General features: G+C 67.7%; 19 protein-coding genes and 1 pseudogene. 9 read left to right on the top strand and 11 right to left on the bottom strand.

Annotated features, from left to right (window positions below):
- Window positions 1-1,197: an MFS transporter gene (locus H5V44_RS08015; RefSeq protein ID WP_185192581.1), complete on the bottom strand. Its 1,197-nt coding sequence runs from the start codon at window positions 1,195-1,197 to the stop codon at window positions 1-3.
- A 413-nt stretch (window positions 1,198-1,610) separates the two neighbouring features.
- Here H5V44_RS08015 and H5V44_RS08010 point away from each other — a divergent pair, with 413 nt between their 5' ends.
- Window positions 1,611-2,489 carry a fumarylacetoacetate hydrolase family protein gene (locus tag H5V44_RS08010; protein WP_185192580.1) on the top strand — a complete coding sequence of 293 codons (879 nt, stop codon included), beginning with the start codon at window positions 1,611-1,613 and terminating at the stop codon, window positions 2,487-2,489.
- 30 nt (window positions 2,490-2,519) lie between these two features.
- Here H5V44_RS08010 and H5V44_RS08005 read toward each other — a convergent pair whose 3' ends face one another.
- The 6 genes from H5V44_RS08005 to H5V44_RS18115 form a co-directional block, all read right to left on the bottom strand.
- Window positions 2,520-3,596 carry a cupin domain-containing protein gene (locus H5V44_RS08005; protein ID WP_185192579.1) on the bottom strand — a complete coding sequence of 359 codons (1,077 nt, stop codon included), beginning with the start codon at window positions 3,594-3,596 and terminating at the stop codon, window positions 2,520-2,522.
- Window positions 3,597-3,675: 79 nt separating this feature from the next.
- Window positions 3,676-3,849, bottom strand: a complete 174-nt coding sequence (locus tag H5V44_RS08000) for a hypothetical protein (RefSeq protein ID WP_185192578.1) — start codon at window positions 3,847-3,849, stop codon at window positions 3,676-3,678.
- Between the two features lie 45 nt (window positions 3,850-3,894).
- Complete coding sequence (locus H5V44_RS07995) at window positions 3,895-4,296, bottom strand: acyl-CoA thioesterase (RefSeq protein ID WP_185192577.1); 402 nt, start codon at window positions 4,294-4,296, stop codon at window positions 3,895-3,897.
- A complete protein-coding gene (locus tag H5V44_RS07990; RefSeq protein WP_185192576.1) occupies window positions 4,296-4,997 on the bottom strand; it encodes an acetate--CoA ligase family protein in 702 nt (233 codons plus the stop codon). Before H5V44_RS07990 ends, H5V44_RS07995 begins: the two co-directional genes overlap by 1 nt.
- Window positions 4,990-6,420, bottom strand: a complete 1,431-nt coding sequence (locus H5V44_RS07985) for a CoA-binding protein (protein ID WP_185192575.1) — start codon at window positions 6,418-6,420, stop codon at window positions 4,990-4,992. Before H5V44_RS07985 ends, H5V44_RS07990 begins: the two co-directional genes overlap by 8 nt.
- Window positions 6,421-6,554: 134 nt before the next feature.
- On the bottom strand, window positions 6,555-6,890 hold the full coding sequence (locus H5V44_RS18115; RefSeq protein ID WP_185192574.1) for a hypothetical protein: 336 nt from the start codon (window positions 6,888-6,890) through the stop codon (window positions 6,555-6,557).
- 116 nt (window positions 6,891-7,006) lie between these two features.
- Here H5V44_RS18115 and H5V44_RS07975 point away from each other — a divergent pair, with 116 nt between their 5' ends.
- Window positions 7,007-8,416 (top strand): SLC13 family permease, encoded by a 1,410-nt coding sequence (locus H5V44_RS07975; protein WP_185192573.1) that lies wholly within the window; start codon window positions 7,007-7,009, stop codon window positions 8,414-8,416.
- 30 nt (window positions 8,417-8,446) lie between these two features.
- Here the strand turns inward: H5V44_RS07975 and H5V44_RS07970 are convergent, their stop codons facing one another.
- Together H5V44_RS07970 and H5V44_RS07965 are read right to left on the bottom strand one after the other, a co-directional pair.
- On the bottom strand, window positions 8,447-10,000 hold the full coding sequence (locus H5V44_RS07970; protein WP_185192572.1) for a class I adenylate-forming enzyme family protein: 1,554 nt from the start codon (window positions 9,998-10,000) through the stop codon (window positions 8,447-8,449).
- 352 nt (window positions 10,001-10,352) lie between these two features.
- Window positions 10,353-11,033: pseudogene (locus tag H5V44_RS07965) on the bottom strand (IclR family transcriptional regulator); the annotation flags it as partial.
- Window positions 11,034-11,497: 464 nt separating this feature from the next.
- Between H5V44_RS07965 and H5V44_RS07960 the strand changes: the two are divergent.
- Window positions 11,498-11,899, top strand: a complete 402-nt coding sequence (locus tag H5V44_RS07960) for a universal stress protein (RefSeq protein ID WP_185192571.1) — start codon at window positions 11,498-11,500, stop codon at window positions 11,897-11,899.
- Window positions 11,900-12,010: 111 nt separating this feature from the next.
- Here the strand turns inward: H5V44_RS07960 and H5V44_RS07955 are convergent, their stop codons facing one another.
- On the bottom strand, window positions 12,011-12,199 hold the full coding sequence (locus H5V44_RS07955) for a hypothetical protein (protein WP_185192570.1): 189 nt from the start codon (window positions 12,197-12,199) through the stop codon (window positions 12,011-12,013).
- Window positions 12,200-12,629: 430 nt separating this feature from the next.
- Here H5V44_RS07955 and H5V44_RS07950 point away from each other — a divergent pair, with 430 nt between their 5' ends.
- Window positions 12,630-12,953 carry a hypothetical protein gene (locus H5V44_RS07950; RefSeq protein ID WP_185192569.1) on the top strand — a complete coding sequence of 108 codons (324 nt, stop codon included), beginning with the start codon at window positions 12,630-12,632 and terminating at the stop codon, window positions 12,951-12,953.
- A gap of 84 nt (window positions 12,954-13,037) precedes the next feature.
- Window positions 13,038-14,270, top strand: coding sequence for an FAD-dependent monooxygenase (locus H5V44_RS07945; protein WP_185192568.1), 1,233 nt, complete (start codon window positions 13,038-13,040; stop codon window positions 14,268-14,270).
- 392 nt (window positions 14,271-14,662) lie between these two features.
- On the opposite strand, the gene H5V44_RS07940 is transcribed toward H5V44_RS07945, so the two are convergent.
- Window positions 14,663-15,805, bottom strand: a complete 1,143-nt coding sequence (locus H5V44_RS07940) for a thiolase family protein (protein WP_185192567.1) — start codon at window positions 15,803-15,805, stop codon at window positions 14,663-14,665.
- Between the two features lie 842 nt (window positions 15,806-16,647).
- On the opposite strand from H5V44_RS07940, the gene H5V44_RS07935 reads away from it, so the two are divergent.
- From H5V44_RS07935 to aceB, 4 genes are all read left to right on the top strand, one after another.
- The gene (locus H5V44_RS07935) at window positions 16,648-18,579 is read left to right on the top strand and encodes an archaea-specific SMC-related protein (protein WP_185192566.1); all 1,932 of its coding nucleotides are present in this window, start codon (window positions 16,648-16,650) and stop codon (window positions 18,577-18,579) included.
- A gap of 44 nt (window positions 18,580-18,623) precedes the next feature.
- Entirely contained in the window at window positions 18,624-19,241 is a 618-nt protein-coding gene (gene rdfA, locus H5V44_RS07930) for a rod-determining factor RdfA (protein WP_185192565.1), read from the top strand.
- Window positions 19,242-19,341: 100 nt separating this feature from the next.
- Entirely contained in the window at window positions 19,342-22,326 is a 2,985-nt protein-coding gene (locus H5V44_RS07925) for an FAD-binding and (Fe-S)-binding domain-containing protein (RefSeq protein WP_185192564.1), read from the top strand.
- Window positions 22,327-22,545: 219 nt separating this feature from the next.
- Window positions 22,546-23,847, top strand: coding sequence for a malate synthase AceB (gene aceB, locus H5V44_RS07920; RefSeq protein WP_185192563.1), 1,302 nt, complete (start codon window positions 22,546-22,548; stop codon window positions 23,845-23,847).
- Window positions 23,848-23,854: the final 7 nt, after the last annotated feature.

The following is a 23,854-nucleotide window of genomic DNA, read 5'->3' as shown; positions in this document are numbered from 1 at the left end:
TCAGGCGTCCGCGGCCGGCGCAGTCCCGCGGTAGAACAGGACGCCGCCGAGCAGCGTCGCGCCGCCGAGGAACACGAGCGGGGCGGTGTACCCCCCCGACGCCGACCGGAGCAGGCTCAATACGACTGGCGCCGAAAAGGAGGTCACCGCCTGGCCGACGGTGAACGCTCCCACGACCGCGGTGGCGTTCCCGGGACCGAACCGGCCGATGACGATGGGCGAGAACAGCGGCGCGACGGCGCCGAGCCCCGCCCCGAACGCGACAAGGAGCGCGTACATCGGGAGCGTGGCGGCGATCCACGGGAGGACCGCCAGGCTGAGGCCCGCAACGACGACGCCGCCGGTGAGGGTCACCCGCATCCCGATCCGGTCGGCGAACTCCCCACTGGCGAGTCGGCCGACGACGCTGACGCCGCCGACGACCCCGAACGCGGTCGCCGCGACCCCCCGCGGGATCCCGTTGCCGGTGAGGATGCCGACCAGGTCCGCCGAGAGGACGAAGTACCAGGTCCACAGCAGCGAGAAGCCCGCGACCGCCGCGAGGAACCGCGGATCGAGGACGTTCCGCCGGATCCACTCGGTCCCGACCGCCAGCTCCCCGCCGGACTGCCGCCCGGTCGGCCGCCGGTAGATCGTCGCGGCCGCGAGGACGGCCAGCGCCGTCGCGCCGCCGATGACGGCGAACGCGCCCCTGATCCCGGTCCGTTCGAGCAGCCACACCCACGCCGGCGGCAGCACCAGGATGCCGAGGCCGTTGCCCGTGAACGTGATCCCCATCGCCCGGCCCTCGTACTCGTCGAACCACTGCGGGACCAGGGAGATGACGACGACGAAGATCGTCCCGCCGGCGGTCCCGAGGAGCCCGAACGCCGCGACCACCCCCGGGTATGAGGTCGTGATCTGTAGCAGGCCGACCGACGCGGCGATGGTCCCCCCGGCGGCGGCGACGACGGGCCTGAGCGGCACCCGCGCGGCGAGGACGCCCGCCACGCCGCCGGCGACGTAGAACGCCGCCGTAGTGATCGAGAACACCGTCGAGGTCCGGAGTTCGGAGAGCCCGAACGCCGTCGACAGCGCCTCCGAGTAGACGGTGAACGTGAAGATGACTCCCCACACCAGAAGCAGGACGACCACGCCGAAGGCGACGACGAGCCGGCTCGTGAGCGAGTCGAGTTCAGAATCGGGTTCCCCGTTCATCGTGGTACGACCGGACTGGGGGCGGACGGCGGACCCCCGAGCCGGCCCGTTAGGTGAACTCACCCCGTGCCGCGATTTATAACTTGTCGTCTCGGGGCAGGCCGGCACTGTCGGGTCGACGCGGCAAACGGGACTGACCGCACCGACGACGCGGCCGCGAACCGCCGCCGCGGATCGACCGCCCGGATATCACCGGCGTAACCAGGTTATGCGCGTGAAACCCGATCTCCACCAAACTTTCATTATTGATGTGGTGGACCGGGAGCCACCTGTAGACCGTCGTCGTAGACCGCGCGGCGATACCGCCGGGACGGCGCGCGATCCCGCCCGATCGCCCGCATGGCCGTCGACGGCCACCGGATCGTTGAGTGTGAAAGGCATCTTTTATCAGTGATTCCGCCGTCCGTCCGGGTATGCGATTCGTCCGCTACGACGACACTCGGCTCGGACTGCTCACGGATGACGGTACCGGCGTGATCGACCTCACCGACCGGCTCGGCCTCGAAAGCGAGGAACCGCTCGTCGAGTATATCGAGGGCGACTACGACGCCGCCGAGTACGAGGGTGCCGAGCCCGACCACGACGTCGCGGACGTCCACGTCGGCTCGCCGGTCGGCCGCCCGGGGAAGGTCATCGCGGCCCCGCTCAACTACGAGAAACACATCGAGGAGGCCATCGCGGACAAGGACATCACCACCGAGGAGTGGTTCTCGATCACGGACAAGGGCTACTTCCTGAAGGCGCCCTCCAGCGTGGTCGGTCCGGACCACGGGATCGAACTCCCTTTTGACGACCGCCGGACGGACCACGAGATCGAACTCGCGTTCGTGATGGGCGAGGAGACCAAGGACGTCACCGCCGAGGAGGCGTGGGACAAGGTCTTCGGGTACACGATCCTGCTCGACATCTCCTTGCGCGGCGACCAGGACCGCTCGAACCGGAAGTCCTACGACACGTTCTGCGTGATCGGTCCCTGCGTCGTCACCGCCGACGAGATCGACGACCCCCAGGATCTCCGGATGGAACTCCACCTCAACGGCGAGCGCCGGCAGTACGAGAACACCGGCGATATGGTGTACACCTGCGCCGACATCGTCCAGTACGCCTCCCTGGGTGCGACCCTGGAGGTCGGCGACGTGATCACGACGGGCACGCCCGAGGGCGTGAGCGAACTCCACGACGGCGACACCATCGACGCAGAGATCGAGGACGTCGGCTCGATGACCGTCGACGTCACGGGTCGGGACGTCAGCTACGCCGACGCGAACGTCCGGAAGGGCGGTCAAGGGTAGCGCTGCGGGCCGTTCGAGTCGGCTCCGGAGTTACGACGACGGCTCGGCCTCGGCGTAGAGGTTGATCGACTCGAACACCGGCCGGTCGGTCATCGCGAGCAGCTTCGCCTCCTCGTCGGGGTCGTGGTGGTGGATCTCGTCCGGCGGGACCACGAAGACGTCCCACTGGCTCCACTCTAAGGCCTCGTTGCCGACGTGGGTCGCACCCTCGCCCTCGATGACGAAGTACACCTCGGTGGCGTTGTGGAAGTGCGGGTCGGTCTCCTCGAAGAGGAGTTGTGCCCGGAACGACATCGTGGGGAACAGCGGCGGCTCCCCGGAGGCGGGATTGACGTACGACAGGCTGTAGCCGTCGTGTGGGTCGGGGTCGCCGTTGTCGGCCCGCTGGCGGAGCGACTCGATCATCTCCGCCCACTGGAACCGGTATGGCGGCGTCGGCTCCTTGGTGCCCTCGAAGGGCCCCGGGATGCTGTCGTCCTCCACTTCGTCCTGTGGACGGCCGCGACCGTACTGGGAGGCCCAGTATCCCTGGGTCTTGGTCACCGGCTGCCGCTCGAGTTCGTGGTACTCGAAGGTGTTCTTCGCGTTGAGCGAGTCCAAGACCAAGGGGAGGTCCAGGACGTCGAGCCACGCCGCCGTCTCGTCGCTCTCGTTGACGTGATCGTGCCACTCCCACTGCGGGGTCGTGATCAGGTCGTTGTCCTTCATCGGGAACTCCTCGCCGGCGACGACGGTCTTCATGTCCTCGGCCCCGTCGATCGTGAACCGGAGGGCGTTGGCGCCGTGGCGGTGCGCGGGCGCGGTCTCGCCGGGCGAGACCGTCTGGATCCCGACGTAGATGGTGTTCGAGATCGCGTTGGCGGTGTCGATCGGAACGGCGACCCGACGCTGGAACCCCGGCGGGAGGTCGGCGATCGGGACGTCCCGCTCGATGGCGTCGATCGACTCCTGGATGTCCTCCCACTTCCAGATGTCCGCCTCGGGGTCGTCCATCACGGTCCCGAACCGGTCTTCGACCTCCCACAGCGGCTCGAGGCTGTGTTCTTCGAGGATGCTCCGCGTCTCGGAGCTCATCTCTAAGAGGTCTTCTGGCTCTTGCTGTGCCATACCACTACTTGGTGAAACGCGGGCATAAATGTACTGGGACCGACGAACGTCGGCGTCGAGACCGCGACGGCGGTCGTCGTCAGCTCGTCTGCGCCTCGAGGATCTCGTCGGTCCTGAACAGCGCCCGGCAGTCCTCACACACCATCCGGCGTTGGATCCCGTACTCCCAGAGTTTGCCGCCGCACTCCAGGCACTCGAAGTGGGCTTCCACGAACGGGTCTTCCTCCGCGTAGGGGTTCGTGAACTCGGCCATAGACGAAGTTGCCGTGTTGATAGTAAAAACGTAACGAACAGCCCCTTACTCCTCGGCGTAGTCGAGGAACTGCTCGCGGATCCCGTCGGGGATCTCGATGGCGCCGCCACCACCCGTCCGCGCACAGACCCGCTGTTCGTAGCCCGAGAACGCGAGCGTGTCCCCGGCGTACGCCTCGTACTCGAACCGGACGGCACGGGTACTCGGGTCCGGCGTCAGTGTGATCCGGACCTCGTCGCCGGCGTGCAGCGGGGCGTCGAACTCGAAGTCCATCTCCACCAGCGGGAACCCGAAGTCCCGGTTCTGTGCGAGCTCCCAGAACGGGAAGCCGATCTCCTGCATGAACATATCCGAGGTCTCGTGCAGGGCGTCGACGATCCGTGGGTAGTGGGCGATGCCGTGCGGGTCGGTGTCGGAGAACCGAACGGTCCAGATGCGTTCGAACATCACGCGTCCTCCAGTACGACGAGCGCGTCGAGCGCTATTACTCCGTCGGTCGTCGCCAGAAGTGGGTTGACGTCGAGTTCGGCGATCGGGTGCTCGGCCACGAGGTCGCCGACCGCGACGACCGCCGCCGCCAGGGCCTCCACGTCGGCCGGGTCGCTCCCGCGGTAGCCGTGCAGTAGCGGCGCGGCCTGTAGCTCCTCGATCGCGCCCCGAGCCTCCGCGTGATCGATCGGCGCGACCCGGTGGCTGGTGTCCTCGAAGATCTCGGTGAAGACGCCGCCCAACCCGGTGAGCACGACCGGCCCGAACGAGGGGTCCCGGACGCCGCCGACGATGACTTCGATACCGCGATCGAGGTCCGCGGCCTCCTCGATTAACACCTCGGCGTGGATGCCGCGCTCGTCGCCTGCGGCGAAAACTTCGGCCGCAGCCTCCCGGACTGCCTCCGGCGAGTCGCGTCCGACCGCGACGCCGACGCCGCCGGCCCAGTCGCTTTTGTGCGTCACCTCCGGTGCGGAGACCTTCGCCACGACCGGGTAGCCGATCTCCTCGGCAGCCTCGACCGCGGCGTCGGCGTCGGCGCAGACACGGAATGCGGTCGTCTCGACGCCCGCCGAGGCGAGGAGCCGCTTGCCCTCCGCCTCGGTCAGCGTCGTCCGCCCCTCGGCACGGGCGGCGGCGATCGGGTCGGGGTCACTCATCGCGGGGCACCTCCCCGGGCACGCCGCGAGGTCCGCTGTGCAGCGACCGCCCGCCGTCCGCCGTGGCCTCCGGCGCGTCGTCGGCGTGAAGCCGGGCGTATCGGGCGAGCACGCCCGCGGCGTCGGCGGCCCGCTCGGGCGTCTCGAAGGTTGGAATCCCGGCAGCTTCTAAGGCGTCACGCTCGGCTGCGAGTTCCGCCTCGATCCCCTCGGTCGCGAACAGGACCGGCTTTCCGACCCGCTCTGCGAGCCCTTCCAGCGTGTCGACCGGGAGGCCGAGCGCCTCCTCGAACAGTTCGTAGACGAGCACGATGTCGATCCGATCGTCCTCGGCGACCGCCGCGACGAGGTCGCCGAACTCCGGCATCGGCCGGCCGGTGTCGACCGGGTTGTCGTCGTAGGTGATCCCCGGGAGGATGTCGTCGACGCGGGCGTTGGTCTCGGCGGTGAGTTCGGGCAGCCGGCCGCCGGCCCGCTGGATCCGGTCGGTGATGATGATGCCCGGCCCGGCCTGGGCGGTGACGACGCCCACGTTCGGGCCCTGCGGCGACGGCGAGTTGCCGAGCGCCGCCGCGGCGTCCAGCAGGTCGTCGGTGGCGTCGACGGTCGGGACGCCGTACTGGGCGAACCCCGCGGTGTAGAGCTCGTGGTCACCGGTCAGGGCCCCGGTGTGGGATTCGGCGAACGCCCCGACGTCGGACTGGCCGACCTTGTACGCGATCACCGGCGTGTCGCTTTCCCGGCAGGCTTCGAGCAGCCGGCGGCCGTCGTCGGTCCCCTCGATGTGGAGCACGATCGAGTCGGTCCGGTCGTCGCCGTCGAAGTACTCGATCGCCTCCGCGAACCCGACGTCGGCGCGGTTTCCGAGGCCGACCATCGCCGAGACGCCGCGTCGCTGCCGGCGGGACTGGAAGCCCAGCACGTGGGCGACACCGCCGCTCTGGGCGACGACCGCGGTGTTCCCCGGCGGAACCTCCTCGACGCCGCTGGCGAAGGAGCACCGGAGGTCGGTCGCGGGCACCAGAAAGCCGCTGGTGTTCGGTCCCAGGAGTGAAACGTCGTGCTCGTCTGCGACCTCGACGATCCGCTCCTGGAGTTTTTCGCCCTCGCCGCCGGCCTCCGCGAACCCGCTGGCGTAGATCACGGCCGCGCCGATCCCCGCCTCGCCGCACTCCGCTAAGACGTCCGGCATCGCCGGACCCGGGACGCAACACAGCGCCAGGTCCACGGGGCCGTCGATCTCCGTCACCGAGGGAACGAACTCCGCGCCGAACAGCTCCCCCGACCCGGAGGGGTTCACCGGATACACCGGCCCCTCGAACTGCGTCGCGTTCGCCATCGCCACGTATCCGATCTTGCCATCGGTCCGCGACGCGCCGACGACCGCGACCCCCGAGGGCTCGAACAGCTGTGTCAGACTCACACCCCGGGTTTCGTCGAAGAGTGTCAAAGCGTTTTCCCACCGCCCCACTCCGCCGGGAGACGGGCGGGGAACCGGGAAGCGGCGTTTCCCAACGAGCTCCAGGAACGCGTCGATCTTCCCGCTTGCCCCCTCGGTCAGGCTGGAGCCCTAATAAACGAGACCGGCCTCGAAGTCGTACTCGAGCAGCCGCGACAGGGAGTCGTCGGCGGTCGCGAGGTCCACGGAGTAGTGTGCCGCCGGGAGCCACGGGCGTCGGCGCCGAACAGCGCGTCGCCGATCACGGCCACGCCGGCGGCTTCGTCGACCAGTACGTGGTGGGCGTCGGTGTGACCCGGGACGGCGATCGCGGTGAACGGTCCAACGGCGTCGCCGTCGCCGACGCGGTAGTCGGCCCGGACCTCGACCGCGGCGCCTTCGGGGACCCACGTCTCCGGGCTGAAGCGCCCGGCGAGGCCGGCGAGCCCGCCCACGTGGTCCGGATCACCGTGGGTGACGGCGGCCCCTCCGGGGGTGATGCCGAGGCGGTCGGCCGCGTCGCCATCGGTACCCTCATTTGGGTTGCCTGAGACGCCCGATACCGTAACGTATGACCGACGGACTCCCGGGCCGCGTCGCCGCTGCCCTCCCTGTCGATCCCGCGTGGCTCGCGGTTCCGGCCGGCGTCGCGGCCGCCGGGATCGTGCTCGGGGCCGCGCCGCTCCCCGCCGACGCCGCCCGGATGCTTGCGATAACGGTGTTCTGTGTCGCCCTCTGGATCGCCACCCCGGTGGATCCGTGGTTCACTGCGCTGGTCGGAATCGGGTTGATCGGGGTCGCGTTCTCCCCGGAACTCGCGCTCACCGGGTTCCAGTCGCCGGCGACCTGGCTCGTGGTCGTGGGGCTGCTCATCGGCGAGGCGGCCGGCGAGAGCGGGCTCGCGGGGCTTGTAGAGTGGATCACCCTCGACCGGATGCCCGACGGGGTCGCCGGCGACGCGCTGTCGGCGTACCGGTATCTGCTCGTGGTCCTGTCGGCCGGGGGGCTCGCGCTCGCGGTGCTCGTTCCCTCGTCGCTGGTCCGGGTGTTGATCCTCGCGCCGATCGTGCTGTCGGTCGGGGAGCTGTTCGACGAGCGGGCGGCGACGATCGGGCTCTTTCTCGGCCCGCTTTTCGTGACCTACTACGGCGGAGCCGGCATCCTCACGGCGTCGCTCGCGAACATCATCGTCACCGGATTGATCGACGCCGGCGGCGGCCCCTCCATCTCCTGGACCCTCTGGGCGCTGTGGATAGGGCCGGTGATGGCGATCTGCCGGGCCGTCGTCGTGATCGGGGTCACGTACCTGCTCTACCGCCCGTCGGACCGCGACGCGATGACGGCCCCGGACGTGATCGAGTCGACCGCGGCGTCGCCGCGGGAGCGCCGGATGCTCGCCTTTCTGCTCGTCGGGGTGGCGATCTGGGCTACCGACTTCGTCCACGGGCTGCATCCGCTCTTCGGCGCCGCCGTCGTCGCCCTGCTCGCGTTCGCGCCGCGGATCGGCGTGATCGACCACGGGGCCGTCGGCGAGACCGACCTCTCGATCATCTTCTTCATGGGCGCGATCTTCGCGATCGCGGAGGGACTCCAGCGGACGGCGTTCACCGACCTCGCGGCGAACACCCTGCTTACGTACCTCCCCGCGGACCTCTCGCTGCCGCTCGTGATGGTGTTCGTGACGGCAGTCTCGATGGGGTTGGCGTTCCTGATGGAGGGGCTGGCGGTCGCGAGCGTGATCACCCCCGTGTTCGTGTCCTTTGGGAACACCGCCGGGATCCCGCTTCTCCCGATCGCGGCGGCCGAGAGCGTCGCCCTGAACAGCTACTTCTTCCCGTATCAGTCGGCGGTGCTCGTCGCGATGTTGGGGCTGGACGTGGTCGACTCCGCGGAACTCAGCCGGATGGCGAGCGCCTGTACGGTCGCGACGCTCCTTCTCCTCTTCCCGATCCAGATCGGGCTGTTCGTGCTGTTCTTCTGACGGCGTCACCGCCCGCGGGCGAAGGGCCGCTCAGGCGAAGTACTCCTGTACGAGTTGCTCTCTCAGTACCGTCCCGGTGTCGCTCCGCGGGAGCGGCTCGTCGGTGATCGCGTAGGCTCGCGGGCGCTTGAAGTTCGCGAGCCCGTCGTGCTGGAGGCAGTAGTCGTCGAGGTCGTCGTCGGTCACCCTCGCGCCCTCCTCGGTGACCACGACTGCGGTAACGATCTGGCCCCACTCCTCGTCGTCGCGGCCGAAGACGCAGGCCTCCGCCACGTCGGGGTGGTTGCCGAGGACGCGCTCGACCGCCGCGGGGTAGATGTTCTCGCCGCCGCTGACGATCATATTGTCCACGCGATCGACGATGTAGAGGAAGCCGTCCTCGTCGATCTCGGCGACGTCGCGCGTCCGGAGCCACCCGTCGAAGTAGCTCCTTTCCTCGGCCTCGTCGTTGTCGATGTACCCCGTCGACATCCCCGGCCCGCGGGCGATGATCTCCCCGCGCTCGCCGGCGTCGACCGTGGCCTCGGGGTCGGGGTTCTCCGAGAGGCCGGGGGATTCGACCACGCGGAGCTCCCAGGAGAACGCCTCCTTGCCGATCGTCCCCGGGTGCTCGGCCTGGGCGCTGGGGCGTGCGAAGGTGAGGTCCGGCCCCGCCTCGGTCATCCCGTAGGTGTTGTAGACCGCCTCGCTGAGGTGCTCGTGGGTCTCCTCGATCAGGGTCTCGGTCACGATCGCGCCGCCGGTCCGGACGTACCGCAGCGAGTCGGTGTCGTAGGGGTCCTCGACCTCCTTTTGGACGCCGTTGAGCGCTTTCAGCTGCGTTGGGACGCCGAGGAGCCCGGTCACGTCGTGGGCCGCGATCAGCTCCAGCGCCTCCTCGGGCTCGAACGTCGAGTGGAGCACGACCGTCGCGCCGGCGACGAAATGCGGGTAGAGCCACGCGTCGGTCGTGACCATATGGTACCACGGCGACGTACAGAGGGCGACGTCGGTCTCGTCGATACCGTGTTCCATGATCCCCTGGATGGCGCCGTACCACAGCTGTTCCTGGTCGAACGGGACCGCCTTCGGGACGCTCGTGGTGCCGCTCGTGTACAGCACCGCACACTCGTCGTCCGCCGGCAGGGTCGGTTCGAGTTCAGGGTCGGCGCCATCGAGGACGGCCTCGTAGGACTCGACGTCATCGCGACCGATCTCCCGGTCGCCGGTGTGGATCGCGACCTCGAAGACGCCCCTGTCTGTGAGTTCCAACGCCTCGTCGGCGTTGTGATCGTCGAAGAGGACCGCGGTCGCCCCCGCCGTGTCAGCCATACTCGCCAACTCCTCGACGGTTGCCCGGTACGACAGTTGGACGGTCGCGATCCCGCGTTTGTTCCCCGCGAACATCGACTCGATCGCGGCCACCGTGTTGACCGAGAGGATCGCACACCGGTCGGTGCCGATCCGCTCGCCGAGGGCGTTCGCCAGCCTGTCGGCCCGGGCGTCGAGTTCCGCGTACGTGAGCGACCGTCCGTCGTCGGTCACGAGGGCGGTCTTGTCGGGGTAACACCGCACCGTCCGGTCGAGCGCATCCTTGAGGTTCATACGGGTCTATGACGGGAAGACAGGCGAACGGCCCTGTTAATAATTGTGATCCTCGCCGGTGTCTCGTGGCGGAATCGGTGACCAGGCCCGAACGCGCCCGTTTCATTGACCGGCCCCCGGATATGGCGCGGACGATCCACGGGGCCCTGGCGTACGTCCGCCGACGTTTACGTTCCCCGTGGTGGGGGGCTATACTAGCGTTTGCAACTGGTTGCACATCCGATCGCACGCCGCCGTGCGAGCGAGTGAGCGAAGACTTGCAAACGCTACTATAGCGGTACGCAAGCGTGAGATCGATCTCGTCGGTGGCGGCCCGGAGCCGATCGAGGATCTCCCCTTCACACCGCTCCCTCGGCATCCGGTGGGCCGGCCCGGCGACGCTCAACGCCCCCTGTATCTCGCCGTCGACGGTCAGGCGCACGCCGACCGCGTGGATCCCGCTCAGGTCCTCGCTGAGATTGAGCGCGTATCCCTGCTCTCTGATCCGATCGAGTTCGGCGAGCAGTCGGTCCGGGTCGGTGATGGTGTTCTCCGTCCGCGCCGGGAGTCCGTGGGTGTCGATCACGTCCGCCACCGCCGATTTCGAGAGGTGCGCGAGGATGGCTTTGCCCCCGTAGTGCATATGCGTCCGCGTCCCCAGTATGGTGTTCACGTGGATGTCGTTTTTGCCGCTGCGCCCGTAGACGTGGATTGCCTTCTCGTTCCGGTGGGCGAAAAGCCACACCATCTCCCCGGTCTCCGCCTCGAGTCGCTGTACGGCGAACGTCGCCGACTGGACGATGTCGAGTTGGCTCCGAACGTACTGCCCGTACTCGAAGAACCGAAGCCCCAGTTCGTACTGTCCGGACTGCTTGACGACGAACCCACGCTCCCGTAGCGTCGTGAGGTGACCGTGGACGGTGCTCTTTGCGATTCCCAGCTCCCGGGCCAACTCCGTGACGCCTGCGCCGTCGAGGCTCCGAAGTAGTTCGACGGGATCGAACAGCGTCTCGTCGGAGTCGATCCCGCCTCCGCCGCCAGCGCTTCCGCTCATATCGGGGTTTCCCGACCGGTCGAATGATAGCTTTTCGGGCGGTGAGTCGGCGGTTACTCGCGTTCGCCGCCCGTACGAGCGTGTTTGACAGGATCGAACGCGAGGGGGGACTCCCTACCGAATAACAACTGTACGGATGTTACTACCGGAGTCGGGTCCGCGTCGGCCGTAGTCGTCGGCGACGATTCCCGGGCCAACAGGTCACGGTACCGCCGTCCGGGAGGTGAACCGGGCTGGACGCGAGCCGATAGTAGCGTTTGCAACTGGTTGCACATCCGATCGCACGCCGTCGTGCGATCGAGTGAGCGAAGACTTGCAAACGCTACTATACTGTTCGATCATATCGAACGGATGGATCCAGTACGAATCCGGCGCGCGATCCGACCTACCGTCTCAGCGTCCGGCTCCCCGCGGACGGGAAACGACCGCGGAGATATAAGTGGGTGGCGGGGAGACGTTCGGGTATGGTTCGGATACTACTCGCACTCGACGACAACGTTCCGCAGGCTCGCGCACAGACCAACGCTATCGCCGACATCGTACAGTCCGCCACCGGTGCGGAGATCCACCTGCTCCACGTCTTCGGCGACAACCCCGAAGGCGCCTCGGTTCACCAGGTCGAGGCCGTGCGGGAGGCTTCGGGTCGGCTGGAGGAACTCGGCGTCGAGGTCAACCTGCTCGAAGCCAGCGGCTCCCCCGCAGACGAGATCCTCAGGTACGCCGACGAGTACGATGTCGACCAGATCTGCGTCGGGGGACGGAAGCGGTCGCCGACGGGGAAGGCGCTGTTCGGCAGCGTCACACAGGACGTGATCCTCGGCACCCACAGGCCGGTGCTCGTGTGCGGGAGCGCCCCCGAGGAGTAGTAACCGAACCTACTCCGTTCGGCCTCGGTCCTTGTCGGGGCACCGTGTGCCGTCGGCTCCGGTCCCGAGCGTTCGGGGGTTCCGTCCGCCCCGGAAACCACGGGGTGAGAGCTACTCCTCGTACCCACGTCGCTTGACCAGCGCGGTCGATCCGTAGCTGACGACGACCGTGTCCTCCTGGTTTACTCCCTCGAATTCGACGGTGACGTAGCCGCGGTCGTCGTAGGTGTTCGACGGTCGCCTCCCCAGCACCTTCGATTGCAGAAACAGGTGATCCCCGGCCGGACGCGCTCGTGCCACCGGATCCTGTCGGCACTCACGCCGGCCAACGCCGCGAGTGGATCGGGCCGGTCCGCGACCATCCGCATATAGTAGCGTTTGCAACTGGTTGCACATCCGATCACACGCCGTCGTGCGATCGAGTGAGCGAAGACTTGCAAACGCTACTATACACATCGCCGGGAGCGGGGTCGTGTTTAGTTAAGCGAATGCTGGCCGAAGAACCACCGACGGGTGGGACTGGAAGGGGCCGCGCTCTCGACGAAGACGGCTGACGCAAGGACCGCAGGAGCGAACTTGTGAGCGACGAGGACCGCAGCGAAGCCATCGAGTCGAGAGCGCGGGGGCTTCCAAGGCCGTCCTCCTCCCGTTCTCACCGATTTCACTCCTAACTGAACACGGCCGGGAGCGGACCACAAAGGATTAAATACGAGACGTGGCAGACCCGAATATGGTGAACGATTCCGACCTCAGGAGGGCAGCCGAAACCGCCGAGGACCTCCCGGACCCCCACAGCATCGTCGGGCGGGACGAGGAGATCCCGCTCGGTGAGATCTTCGACGACGCGTTCATCGGGGAACACACCGACTTCGACACCTTCGACGAGATGGTGGCAGCCAGCCCGTCGGACGCCGCCGACGCCGACGAACTCGGGAAGGTCGGTGACGACGAGTGGGACGCGTTCGTGGCCGAGACGACTGTTTTCGAGGACGAAGAGGAGTTCGTCTTCGCCGCACGGGACCACTGGGTCGCCGCCCAGCTCGGGCTCGACTGACCGGCGGATCGACGCCGCGGGGAGCCCCCGTCGCAGCCCGTGGCCGCAACGGTTATTACGACCCTATACGATCTTCAACGTACGATGAGTTCGACCGAACCCGTGTTGATCGCCGGCGCCGGGCCGACCGGCTTGACCGCCGCCCTCGCGCTGCGGGCACGCGGGGTCCCGGCAGCGATCTTAGAACAGGAGCCGGCCGACCGCGACCGCGACGGCAGCCGCGCGATCTACGTCCACGGGACGACGCTCCGGACCCTCGGGCGGAACTACCCGGGGCTCGGACAGGACCTCGTCGACGAGGGCCTGGTGTGGCCGACCCGTCACACGAAATGGCGCGGGAAGACCGTCTTCCGCCGGACCTACGACAACCCCGGCGGCGACGGCGAGTTCCCCCACTTCAGCAGCGTCCCGCAGGTCATCACCGAGCGCTATATGCACGAGGCCCTCGACGATCTCGGCGTCGACATCCACTGGGAAGCCGGCGTCGACACCGTCAATTCGACCCCCGACGGCGTCCACGTCACCACCGAGGACGGCCGCGAGTGGGAGACCCCGTACCTGATCGGCGCCGACGGCGGCGGCTCCCAAGTCCGCAAGGGGATCGGCGCCGAGTTCGACGGCGAACAGTCGGAGAACTCCTTCATCATCGCGGACGTCGCGACGCTCGACGACAACACGATCGAGGAGGAACCGATCCCCTTCGAGCGGCTGTTCCACTACGACGACCCCGCTGCCGGCGGGCGGAACGTGATGCTCGTGCCGTTCACCGGCGGGTGGCGGCTCGACATCCAGTGTCTCGGCGACGACGACCCCGAGGAGGTCGCAAGCGAGACGTCGATGGAGGAGTTCGTCACGCGGATTATGGGCGAGGAGTACGCCGGCAACGTCGAGTGGACCTCGACGTACAAGTTCCTCCAGGTGATGGCCGACACCTTCGTCGACGAGCACCGCCGCGTCCTGCTCGCCGGCGAGGCCGCCCACCTGCTCGCGCCGTTCGGCGCCCGCGGGATGAACTCGTGTATCGCCGACGCCGACGAGGCCGCCTCCGCGATCGCCGTCGCGCTACAGGCCAACGACGCCGTCGCCCGCAACGAGATCGAACTCTACGCCGCCCGTCGCGAACGGGCCGCGGAGTACAACCTCGACGCCGCCGGCCAGGCGCTGGATTACCTCCAGGGCGACACCCCGGTCACCGTGCTCCAGAAGGAGGTCGCGGCGTCGCTCGCCGACCACTTCGAGCCTGCCGGCGAGTACCTCGACGACGCGCCGTACGGCCCCCACGAGGCGCCGCCGATCGCCGCGACGGGGAACTACTGACCGCGGCGTAGCCCGGCTGTCGCCGGGAGCCCGTTCCGGATTGTCGGACGGGGCCGGTCGCTCAGAAGTTGCGACAGATCGGATCACGCTGGACCGCTCTCGCGCCCTCGGAGGTCATCGGAAGCCGAACGTCACGGTAGACCCGGGCGATCCGTTCCTTGCTGAGAACTCCCGGCCGCCGTGGGGTTTCATCCCGGTCTCCGCGCACTCGGCGGCGGTCCCGGTTGCCTTCGCCATCGCGGCCCATCGTTTTAGCCGGCGATTGCGGCCACCTCGGCGATGCCGTGGCCCATACTGCCGGCTCAGAGAACCGCGACGCTGCCGATTTCCGTCTCCATCGGGCTGCGATCGGGAATCGGTCATTACTGTACCGATGAGCGGCGCGGCGTCCGCTACGGCGCGAGGAACTCGATCGCCTGCCCCTGCCCGAAGCCGACACACTCCGTGGCGAGCCCCAGGTCGGCGCCGCGGCGTCGCATCTCGTGAAGCAACGTGACCGGCAGCCGGGCCCCGGTCGCCCCGAGCGGGTGCCCGATGGCGATCGCCCCGCCGTTGACGTTGTAGACGTCGTCGTCGAACCCCAGTTCCCGCTTGCAGTACAGACACTGGGAGGCGAACGCCTCGTTGAGCTCCACGAGGTCGTAGTGGGCGGGGTCGCGGCCGGTCCGGGAACACAGTTGGCGGACGGCCGGCACCGGCCCGATCCCCATCACTGTCGGATCGACGCCGGCGACCTCGTGGGCGCCGACTGCCGCGAGGACAGCCAGCCCGTGATCCTCGGCGAACGCCTGACTGGTTACGACTACCCCCGCGGCGCCGTCGGAGATCTGTGAAGCGTTGCCGGCGGTCACCGTTCCCCCCTCCTCGAACGCGGGCGGTAGACCCCCGAGGGCTTCGAGGCTCGTGTCCCGCCTGATCCCCTCGTCCTCGATCACGACGCCGTCGTCGGTCTCCACCGGCACGATCTCGTCGTCGAACCGGCCGGCGTCGGTCGCTTCGGCCGCCCGCCGGTGGCTCCGGAGCGCGTACTCGTCCTGCGCGCGACGCTCGACGTCGTACTCCGTCGCAACGGATTCGGCCGTGGTTCCCATCCGGAGGCGATCGACGCCGTACCGCTCGTCGATTGCGGGGTGGACTGAGTCGAGGTTCTCGACGTTTCCGACCCGGCTCATACTCTCGACGCCGCCGGCGACGACGCAGTCGCGCTGTCCAGCGGCGACGGCGTCGGCCGCGCGCGCTATCGCCTCCGCCGACGAGGCGCACCACCGGTTGATCGTCGCCGCCGGGACCGACTCGCCGAGGTCGGAGAGCAGCGCCACCGCGCGGGCCAGGTTGTTCCCCTGCTCGCGGGTCTGCTGGGCACACCCCCACGAGAGGTCGTCGACGGCGTCGGACTCCAGGCCGGTTCGGGCGAGGAGTTCGTCGACGACCGCGACCGAGAGGTCCTCGCTGCGGCACGCCGAGAGCACGCCCTCGCGCTTTCCCTGGGGAGTCCGGGCCGCGGCGACGACCACCGGCGTCGTGCTCGAAGTCATACGTGAGAGTTGTCGCGACCGTACAAAACAGCCCGGGTCCGGCCCTGCGGCTGGCAGACTGCGGTGCGGCTCGCGTGATCCTCCGTTCCGGTCGGCGGTGGGAGACGCGTATGGAGTATCGATGACGAACCACTGCAGCACATAGCGATCTGCCGTCGATGCCGGCGGCGCGCTATGTGGACCGGTGGGCGCTGATCGCCTCCGGCCGGACGTAGTCGTTCGCCGACCTCGAAGCGCGGGCGAAAAGCGTCGCCACCGTCGTCTCCGACAACGGTCTCGATCCGGGCGACCGGGTCGAGGCGTCCCGCCCGAACACCCTCCGGTTTCCCGAGTCGCACTTCGGCAGGATCAGGACCCGGCGTCCCCGTCCCGCTGAACCTCCGGCTGGATCCGGAGACGTGGCTGGACCGGGTTCGGGAGCCACTCACAGATGGTTTCGAGGATAACTGAGCCCGATGACCGGGTCGGGTCTCCGGGAGCGCGGAGGCTCAGTCGCGACCGTCGGAGACATCCCTCGAAGTACGCGCAGTCGTGTCCGAGATACGCGCAGTCATCCATCGCGGGGTGGGGGGGGCGCTGGCGCGACGACTGTCGACGCTGGTGTAACAAAAGTACAGTTGTTACAAACGTCTGCGCCAACGTTTCGAACGGGCGAACGGTCCGAGGAGAAAACAACACAAATCCGAGTAGTTTTTCCAAACTCGATCGCTCGGTCTCCGGAATAGCCGTTTTCAGCGCGAACGGCAGGCATTCGTCGAACCGAGGGAGGTATAGCATATCTGATCGTTCAGATCCCGACGAGACACATAAAACATATATAGATGACTGGTGTGATGATTCGTATGGCCACTTCGGAGCAGCTGGCGGAGTCCGCACGCTTCTCAGTCGAGAACATCGGCGGGATCGATCGGACGGAGGTCGACATCCCACCAGGGGTAACCGTCCTCACGGGCAAGAACGCGACGAACAGAACCTCGTTCCTGCGGGCGATCATGTGCGCGATGGGAAGCGAGCGCGTTTCCCTGAAGGGCGACGCCGACGAGGGCGGCGTCGAACTGAGTCTCGACGGGGAGACGTACGAACGGCGGCTCTCCCGAGCGGGTGAGGGCATCACCTACGAGGGCGACGCCTACCTGGAGGACCCGGAGGTCGCAGACCTGTTTGCGTTCCTGCTTGAGACGAACGACGCCCGGCAGGCGGCTGCCCGCGAGGAGGAACTCCGGGACGTCATTATGCGGCCGGTCGACATCGACGCCATCCGGGCGGAGATCCGACGCCTCGAATCCGAGAAAGGCGAGATCAACGACGAGCTGGCACGGATCGAATCCCGGAAGCGGGACCTCCCGGAGCTCGAGCGGAAACGGACGAGCGTCCAGGAGCGGATCGAGGAGAAACGCGAGGAGCTTTCGGAACTCGAAGAACGGATCGACGACAGCAGCCGCAACGTCGAGGAGGGCCGGAAGGAACAGGCCGAACTCGAATCGCGGCTCCAGGAGCTCCGCGAGACGCGGTCGGAGCTGGAGTCGATCCGCCGGAAGATCGAACGCCAGGAGGAGAGCATCTCCTCGCTGAAGCGCGAACGGACCGAGTTGGAGGAGGACCTCGCGGACCTGCCGGAGGCGCCGATGGGCGACCACCGCGACCTGGAATCCGACATCGACCGGCTCCGGACGCAACGCCAGGAGCTGAACACCGAGATCAACGAGCTCCGGAGCCTGATCCAGTACAACGAGGAGCGGCTCGAAGCCGAGGACTACGAACTCCTCCAGGGCGACGACGCCGACGGGGACGTAACGGATCAACTGGTCGGCGACGACGCCGAGACCGTGGTCTGCTGGACCTGCGGGTCGTCGGTGGACAGAGAACAGATCGAATCCACCATCGAGCGGCTGAAGTCGCTCCGATCGGAGAAGGTCGAGGACCTGAACGACGTCAAAACCCGACTCGAGGAGCGCAAGCAGGAACAACGCGAGGCCGAGCGCAAACAGCAGCGTCGGACCGAGGTCGAGGAGAAACTCGACGAGATCGACGCGGAACTCGACCGTCGGAACGACCGTGTCGAGGCGCTGAAGTCCAACCGCGAGTCGCTGACCGACGACGTCGAGGCGCTCGAAGCCGAGGTCGACAGCCTCGAGTCGGCGGACTTCGACGAGATCCTCTCGCTCCACAAGGAGGCCAACCAGCTCGAGTTCGAGATCGACAGCTTGGAGACCGACCTCGAGGAGGTCGAAAGCGAGATCGAGGAGGTCGAAAGCGAGATCGAACGCGCCAAGCAGCTCCGCGAGACCCGCTCTGAGCTGGTCGACCAGCTCACAGACCAGCGGACGAAGATCGACCAGATCGAGGCCGAGGCGGTCGACGCGTTCAACGGTCACATGGAGTCGATCCTCGATCTGCTGGGGTATGAGAACATCGAGCGCATCTGGATCGAGCGGATCGAAACCCCCGCGGCCGACGACGCCCAGACCCGGTTCGAGCTCCACATCGTCCGGACGACCGACAACGGCGCGGCCTACGAGGACACCATCGACCACCTCTCGGAGAGCGAACGGGAGGTCACCGGGCTGATCTTCGCGCTCGCGGGGTACCTGGTCCACGACCTCCACGAGACGGTGCCGTTCATGTTGCTGGACTCGCTTGAGGCGATCGACTCGAACCGGATCGCCGCCCTCGTGGAGTACTTCGCGGACTACGCCGACTTCCTCGTGGTGGCACTGCTGCCCGAGGACGCACAGGCCCTCGACGACGACTTCACCCGGGTCCGTTCGATCTGACCGGCCCCAATAGGTTTTTGCCGCTGTTGGGCGAAACATCGATAATGCCTGATACGTCCGACAACCGGCCGTCGAGCAAGGTGGCACGGTTGATCGCCGAGTACGGCCTCGACGGTCTCGGTGAGGAGTTGGAGACCCGCTGGACCGGCGACGGCGTCGAGCGGACCAGCCTCCGCGATCTGGCGGACTACTTCAACGAACGCCTGCTTGAACGGGCACTCATCGACGCGGGGATGAGCGCACTGGACAGCGACGTCTCGACGATGTACCGGAACCTCACCGACGACGACGTGAGCACGGGGGTCCGGACCGACGCCCGCAACCGACTGGAATCCAACGGCGTCGACGTCGACAGCCTCGAGTCCGACTTCGTCAGCTACCAGGCGATCCGGTCGTACCTGACCGAGTACCGGGACGCGGAGTACCGCCGGCTCTCCGACGAGGAGAAAGTCGAGAAGGACCTCCAGAGCATCCAGCGGCTGATGACCCGGACGCTGTCGGTGACCGAAGAGCGGATCCAGAAGCTGGAACAGACCGGGCGGATCGACGTAGAGGAGTTCGAGGTCCTCCTCGACGTGCAGGTGCTGTGTGGCGATTGTGGGGAGCAGTACTCGGTTGCGGAGTTCCTCGACGAGCGCGGGTGCGACTGCCAGCGGGAGTGAGAACCTTTCGGTGAGCGGGTGTCGGCGGGGAGGCCCGCGTCGTGAACCGGCGGGGCCGCCACCCGAAAGAATATGTCCTCACCGTCGTTACCCTGGTGGTATGTCACGGACTCCCGCGGTCGATCGGGCCGGCGTGGGACCCGCCGTACGTCCGGGTGGGCAGGACTCCGAGTACGCCGACCTCGCTGCCGACCTCCGTGCGGCCGTCGACGGGGCGGTTCGGTTCGACGAGTACGCGCGCGTCCTCTATGCGACCGATGGCAGCATCTACGGCGCCCAGCCTGCCGGCGTCGTCGAACCTCGCGACGTTGCCGACGTGCGCGCCGCTGTCGACCTCGCAACCGACCACGGCGTGCCGATCCTCGCACGGGGTGCGGGCTCGTCGCTCGCGGGCCAGGCAGTCGGTTCCGGCTGCGTGGTCCTCGACCTCTCGACGCACTTCGACGAGGTCCTCGACGTGCGGCCCGAAGAGCAACGTGCAGTCGTCCAACCGGGCGTCGTTCAGGACCACCTCGACGACCGGCTGGCCGCGGACGGGCTGAAGTTCGCGCCCGACCCGGCGTCGTCGAACCGCGCGACCATCGGCGGGGGGATCGGGAACAACTCCACCGGCGCCCACTCCGTGCGGTACGGCATCACCGACGCCTACACCGAGCGGCTGAAGGTCGTGCTCGCCGACGGGAGCCTGATCGAGACTCGGGAGGTCGTCCTCGACGGCCCCGAGTGGGACCGGATCGTCGGGGCCGACACCCGCGAGGCGGAACTGTACCGGACCGTCCGCGGCCTCGTGGAGCGCCACGAGGACGAGATCGAGGCCCGGTATCCGGACCTCAAGCGGAACGTCTCTGGGTACAACCTCGACCGGGTGATCTACGAGAACGACGACGGCGACCGCGTCATCAACCTCACCAAACTGTTCGTCGGTGCCGAATCCACGCTGGGGATCGTGGTCGAAGCCGAACTGTCGCTCGTGACGCGGCCGCCGGAGACGGCGCTTGCGCTGTACTGTTTCGAGGACCTGATCGAGGCGCTGTCGGCCGTCCCGGAGGCGCTGGAGTACGACGTGAGCGCGGTCGAACTGATGGACGACGAGGTGTTCCGGCTGGCCCGGGAGTCCGAACAGTACGCCCGCTACGAGGCGCCGATCCCGGACGACGCGGCCGCGGCGCTGATGATCGAGTTCGACTCCGAACTGGTGGACGACTTCGAGGCCGCGATCGCGGAGACCTCGACGGCGTTCGTCGCCGACGGCGACGCCTTCGACGTGATCGAGGCGTACACCGACGACGCCCAGGCTGACCTCTGGAAGCTCCGGAAGGCGGCGATCCCGCTTCTGATGAGCCTCGACGGCGACGCGAAACCGTACCCGTTCATCGAGGACGCGACGGTCCCGCCCGAGGAACTCGCAGAGTACACGCAGAAATTTATGGACGTGCTCGACGACCACGGGACCTCGGCGGCCTACTTCGCTCACGCCGGCAGCGGAACCTTGCACATCCGCCCGATCCTCTCCTTGAAGCAGGAGGAGGGGATCCAGCTGATGCGGTCGATCGCGGACGACGTCACCGACATCGTCGCCGAACACCACGGGTCGTTCTCGGGGGAGCACGGCGACGGGCTCGCCCGGACGGAGTTCAATCCGAAGATGTACGGCGACGACCTCTGGAGCGCCTTCCAGGAGCTGAAGACCGCGTTCGACCCCGACTGGCTGCTCAACCCGGGGAAGGTGGTCTACCGCGAGGACGACCCGACCGATATGCGCGAGGATCTCCGGTACGGTGCGGACTACGCCACGATCGAACCCCAGACGCGGCTCGACTTCTCCGAGGAGGGCGGGTTCGCCGAACTGGTGGAACTCTGCAACGGGTGTGGAACCTGTCGGCAGCAGGACGACGACGTGATGTGTCCGACCTACCGCGCGACGGACGACGAGATGGCGACGACTCGCGGGCGGGCGAATATGCTCCGGGCGGCCATCAGCGGCGAGCTCCCCGAGGAGGAACTGTACTCGACGGAGTTCCAGGAGGAGGTGCTGGACCTGTGTGTCGGGTGCAAGGGGTGTAAGTCCGACTGCCCGACCGGCGTGGATATGGCGAAGCTGAAGGCCGAAGTCAAACACCAGTACCATCAGGAGGACGACCCGGGGCTGCGGACCACGCTCTTCGGCAACATCGACGCGGCGTCGGCGTGGGGCTCCAAGCTGGCGCCGCTGTCGAACTGGGCGACGGCGATCCCGGGGTCGCGGGTCGTGCTGGAGAAGCTGCTGGGGATCGCCCCCGAGCGGTCGCTGCCGTCGTTCACGCGGGAGTCGTTCGTGGAGTGGGCCCGGGACAGGACGCCGGCGGTGTCGGCCGCGGACGCGGACCGGAAGGTGCTTTTGTTCCCCGACACCTACACAAACTACAGCTACCCCGCCCCGGGGAAGGCCGCGGTGCGGGTGCTCGAAGCCGCAGGCGTCCACGTCCGCGTTCCGACCGACGTCGCCCCGAGCGGCCGCGCGGCGTACTCGGTCGGCCTGCTGGACCGCGCCGCCGACCGGGCCCGTACCAACGTCGAGTTGTTCGACGACTACATCGACGACGGCTGGGCGGTCGTCGCGGTCGAACCCAGCGACGCGGTCGTGTTCCAAGACGAGTACACGGACCTCCTCGACACCGGGGCCGCCGAGCGGGTCGCGGCCAACGCCTACGGGGTGTGTGAGTACCTCGACGTCCACCGGCTGGTCGAGAACCTCACCGTTGAGGAGGCGGCGACGGATCGGGCCCTGGCGTACCACGGCCACTGTCATCAGCACGCCGCCGGCACCGACCACCACGCGGTCGGCGTGCTCCGCCGGGCCGGCTACGACGTCGACCCGCTGGATTCGGGGTGTTGCGGGATGGCCGGGAGCTTCGGGTACGAGGCCGAACACTACGACGTCTCGAAGTCGATCGCCGAGCGGCTGTTCGAGAAGATCCGTGCGAGCGACGCGCCGGAGGTCGTCGCCCCCGGCGCCTCCTGCCGCAGCCAGATCGGCGACGGCGACGTCGCGGACGCCTCCCCGCCGCACCCGATCGAAGCGGTGGATCGGGTCGTGGATCGCTGAATAAAGGTTCCGGGTCGAGCCGGCGCGTTCGCCGGAGTGTCCGAATCCTGGTCGTATCGACCGCTAACAGACGCACGTATGATATCCGGGACCGCCGACGGGAGCGTGCCCAAGTTCCGAGCGGGGATACCGGAAGCCGTCGGCCGTCCGTCGTCGAACCGGGAGAACCCAACCCACGGTAGTTTTAATATCCGCCCCACGGCTGTCTAAAACACCGATATGAGCGTCAACCGCCACTACGATCGTGAGTTCGTTCGGACCTTCTTCACGTCGCCGACCGCCGTGGAGGGCGAGAACGACTCCGCGAAGATGCTTCGGAGCGCGGCCAAACTGCGAGGACTGGAGGCCCCCGACGTGTGGGTGCCCGACAACGAGGACGCGACGGCCCCGTCGATGCGCGCGGAGGGGATCGACAACATCATCGAGGTCGTCGCCGAGCACGGAAGCGACTTCCCCGGCGAGATCCACCCGCGCGTGGTCTGGCACCGGGAGGACCCCACGACCCGGTATCGGGGGTTCCAGCAGATGCTCCGGGTGGCCGAATCCGACGCGATCAACCACGTCGACGGGTTCGTGATCCCCGAGGTCGGCGACGTCGACGACTGGAAGAAGGCCGACGAGTTCTTCACCATCGTCGAACACGAGGCGGGGCTCGAACCTGGGAGCCTCTCGATGTCGGTGATCGTCGAGTCCGGGGAGGCGGAACTGGCGATGGGCGACCTCAGAGCGGAGATGGGCAAGCCCGCGAACAACCTGGAACGCCTGTTCCTGCTGGTCGACGGCGAGGTCGATTACACGAAGGATATGCGCGCGATGACGCCGACCGGCGAACTCCCGGCGTGGCCCGAACTCCGTCACAACACCTCGCGAGGCGCGGCCGCGGCCGGACTCATCGCCGTCGACGGCCCCTACGACGACATCCGCGACGTGGAGGGGTACCGCGAGCGGATGACCGAAAATCGCGCGAAGGGGATGACCGGCATCTGGTCGCTCACCCCCGGCCAGGTGGTCGAGGCGAACAAGGCACCCCTCCCGCCGAAGACCGGCCGCTGGCTCGTCGAGGCCGGCGGTCGCGACGTCGAACTCGAAGCCCGGGACGGAAAACAGGTGTACGAGGGGTCCGAGCTGGGATTGGAGGTGACGGGCGACCGGGAGTACCATCTCCGCGTCGGCGACGACGAATATGTGCTCGACGAGCCGGAACTCGAGGAGGAACTGTTGGATCTGACCGCCTACGTCCCCAGCCTCGACGACATCGTCGACTCGATGGAGGAGTTCGAGGCGGCGAAGGCGGCGGGGCGCGGCGCGATCGCGATGTCGCGGTCGGCCACCCTGGTCATCGACGGCGTCGAGGTCGAAATTACCGCGGACCGGATGTGGGACGAAGCCACGTATCAGGCCGCAGGAACCCCGATCGCGCTGTTCCAGGACGTCTACGAGCACCGACCCGATCAGCACGAGGCGTTGGCGGAGATGTACGGCCGGGACCTCATCGAGCGCGCGGTGGCAGTCGGGGAGTGACGGCGTA

This window comes from Halobellus ruber (assembly GCF_014212355.1).
Classification (GTDB): Archaea; Halobacteriota; Halobacteria; order Halobacteriales; family Haloferacaceae; genus Haloquadratum; species Haloquadratum rubrum.
The sequence above is the reverse complement of the archived record's forward strand: the minus strand, read 5'-3'. Positions and strand labels throughout refer to the sequence as shown.

Coding starts and splice junctions, on each gene's coding strand:
- H5V44_RS08015 (WP_185192581.1), bottom strand. CDS start 1,197: ATGAACGGGGAACCCGATTCTGAACTCGACTCGCTCACGAGCCGGCTC.
- H5V44_RS08010 (WP_185192580.1), top strand. CDS start 1,611: ATGCGATTCGTCCGCTACGACGACACTCGGCTCGGACTGCTCACGGAT.
- H5V44_RS08005 (WP_185192579.1), bottom strand. CDS start 3,596: ATGGCACAGCAAGAGCCAGAAGACCTCTTAGAGATGAGCTCCGAGACG.
- H5V44_RS08000 (WP_185192578.1), bottom strand. CDS start 3,849: ATGGCCGAGTTCACGAACCCCTACGCGGAGGAAGACCCGTTCGTGGAA.
- H5V44_RS07995 (WP_185192577.1), bottom strand. CDS start 4,296: ATGTTCGAACGCATCTGGACCGTTCGGTTCTCCGACACCGACCCGCAC.
- H5V44_RS07990 (WP_185192576.1), bottom strand. CDS start 4,997: ATGAGTGACCCCGACCCGATCGCCGCCGCCCGTGCCGAGGGGCGGACG.
- H5V44_RS07975 (WP_185192573.1), top strand. CDS start 7,007: ATGACCGACGGACTCCCGGGCCGCGTCGCCGCTGCCCTCCCTGTCGAT.
- H5V44_RS07970 (WP_185192572.1), bottom strand. CDS start 10,000: ATGAACCTCAAGGATGCGCTCGACCGGACGGTGCGGTGTTACCCCGAC.
- H5V44_RS07960 (WP_185192571.1), top strand. CDS start 11,498: ATGGTTCGGATACTACTCGCACTCGACGACAACGTTCCGCAGGCTCGC.
- H5V44_RS07950 (WP_185192569.1), top strand. CDS start 12,630: ATGGTGAACGATTCCGACCTCAGGAGGGCAGCCGAAACCGCCGAGGAC.
- H5V44_RS07945 (WP_185192568.1), top strand. CDS start 13,038: ATGAGTTCGACCGAACCCGTGTTGATCGCCGGCGCCGGGCCGACCGGC.
- H5V44_RS07940 (WP_185192567.1), bottom strand. CDS start 15,805: ATGACTTCGAGCACGACGCCGGTGGTCGTCGCCGCGGCCCGGACTCCC.
- H5V44_RS07935 (WP_185192566.1), top strand. CDS start 16,648: ATGGCCACTTCGGAGCAGCTGGCGGAGTCCGCACGCTTCTCAGTCGAG.
- rdfA (WP_185192565.1), top strand. CDS start 18,624: ATGCCTGATACGTCCGACAACCGGCCGTCGAGCAAGGTGGCACGGTTG.
- H5V44_RS07925 (WP_185192564.1), top strand. CDS start 19,342: ATGTCACGGACTCCCGCGGTCGATCGGGCCGGCGTGGGACCCGCCGTA.
- aceB (WP_185192563.1), top strand. CDS start 22,546: ATGAGCGTCAACCGCCACTACGATCGTGAGTTCGTTCGGACCTTCTTC.